This window comes from Mycolicibacterium pyrenivorans (assembly GCF_025821625.1).
Classification (GTDB): domain Bacteria; phylum Actinomycetota; class Actinomycetes; order Mycobacteriales; family Mycobacteriaceae; genus Mycobacterium; species Mycobacterium pyrenivorans.
In genome coordinates this window covers 1-317 of the sequence record NZ_JACKSH010000066.1, presented here as the reverse complement: position 1 = coordinate 317, position 317 = coordinate 1, and the positions used below count along the sequence as shown (strand labels likewise).

The window sequence follows — 317 nt, the reverse complement described above, 5'->3', positions numbered from 1 at the left end:
CGGGGCTCAATGCGGGCTCTGCTGGAGTCAGCGGCCACCACTGATCTGAGCCGGGGATCGCCAACCAGCCCTCGGCGATGCCGTACACGCCGGCGACCACCGGAGCTGCAGCCAGTTGGACACACAGCCACGGCACCACCACCATCTGACCGAACGTCGGTGCAGGGTCATACAGAGCAAGGATCGGTGCCCCGAGTGCAACCCCCGACCACAGCAGCGCAGCGATCGGAAATGACCGCAGAGTCTGCGGAAACAGGTTCACCAGAACGGACTTGATCGCTACGCCGGCCAGCCAGCCCAACGGAACACACACCGCC

General features: G+C 65.3%; 1 pseudogene. It reads right to left on the bottom strand.

Features of this window, described 5'->3' with window-relative positions:
- Window positions 1-317: pseudogene (locus tag H7I57_RS09670) on the bottom strand (hypothetical protein); the annotation flags it as partial.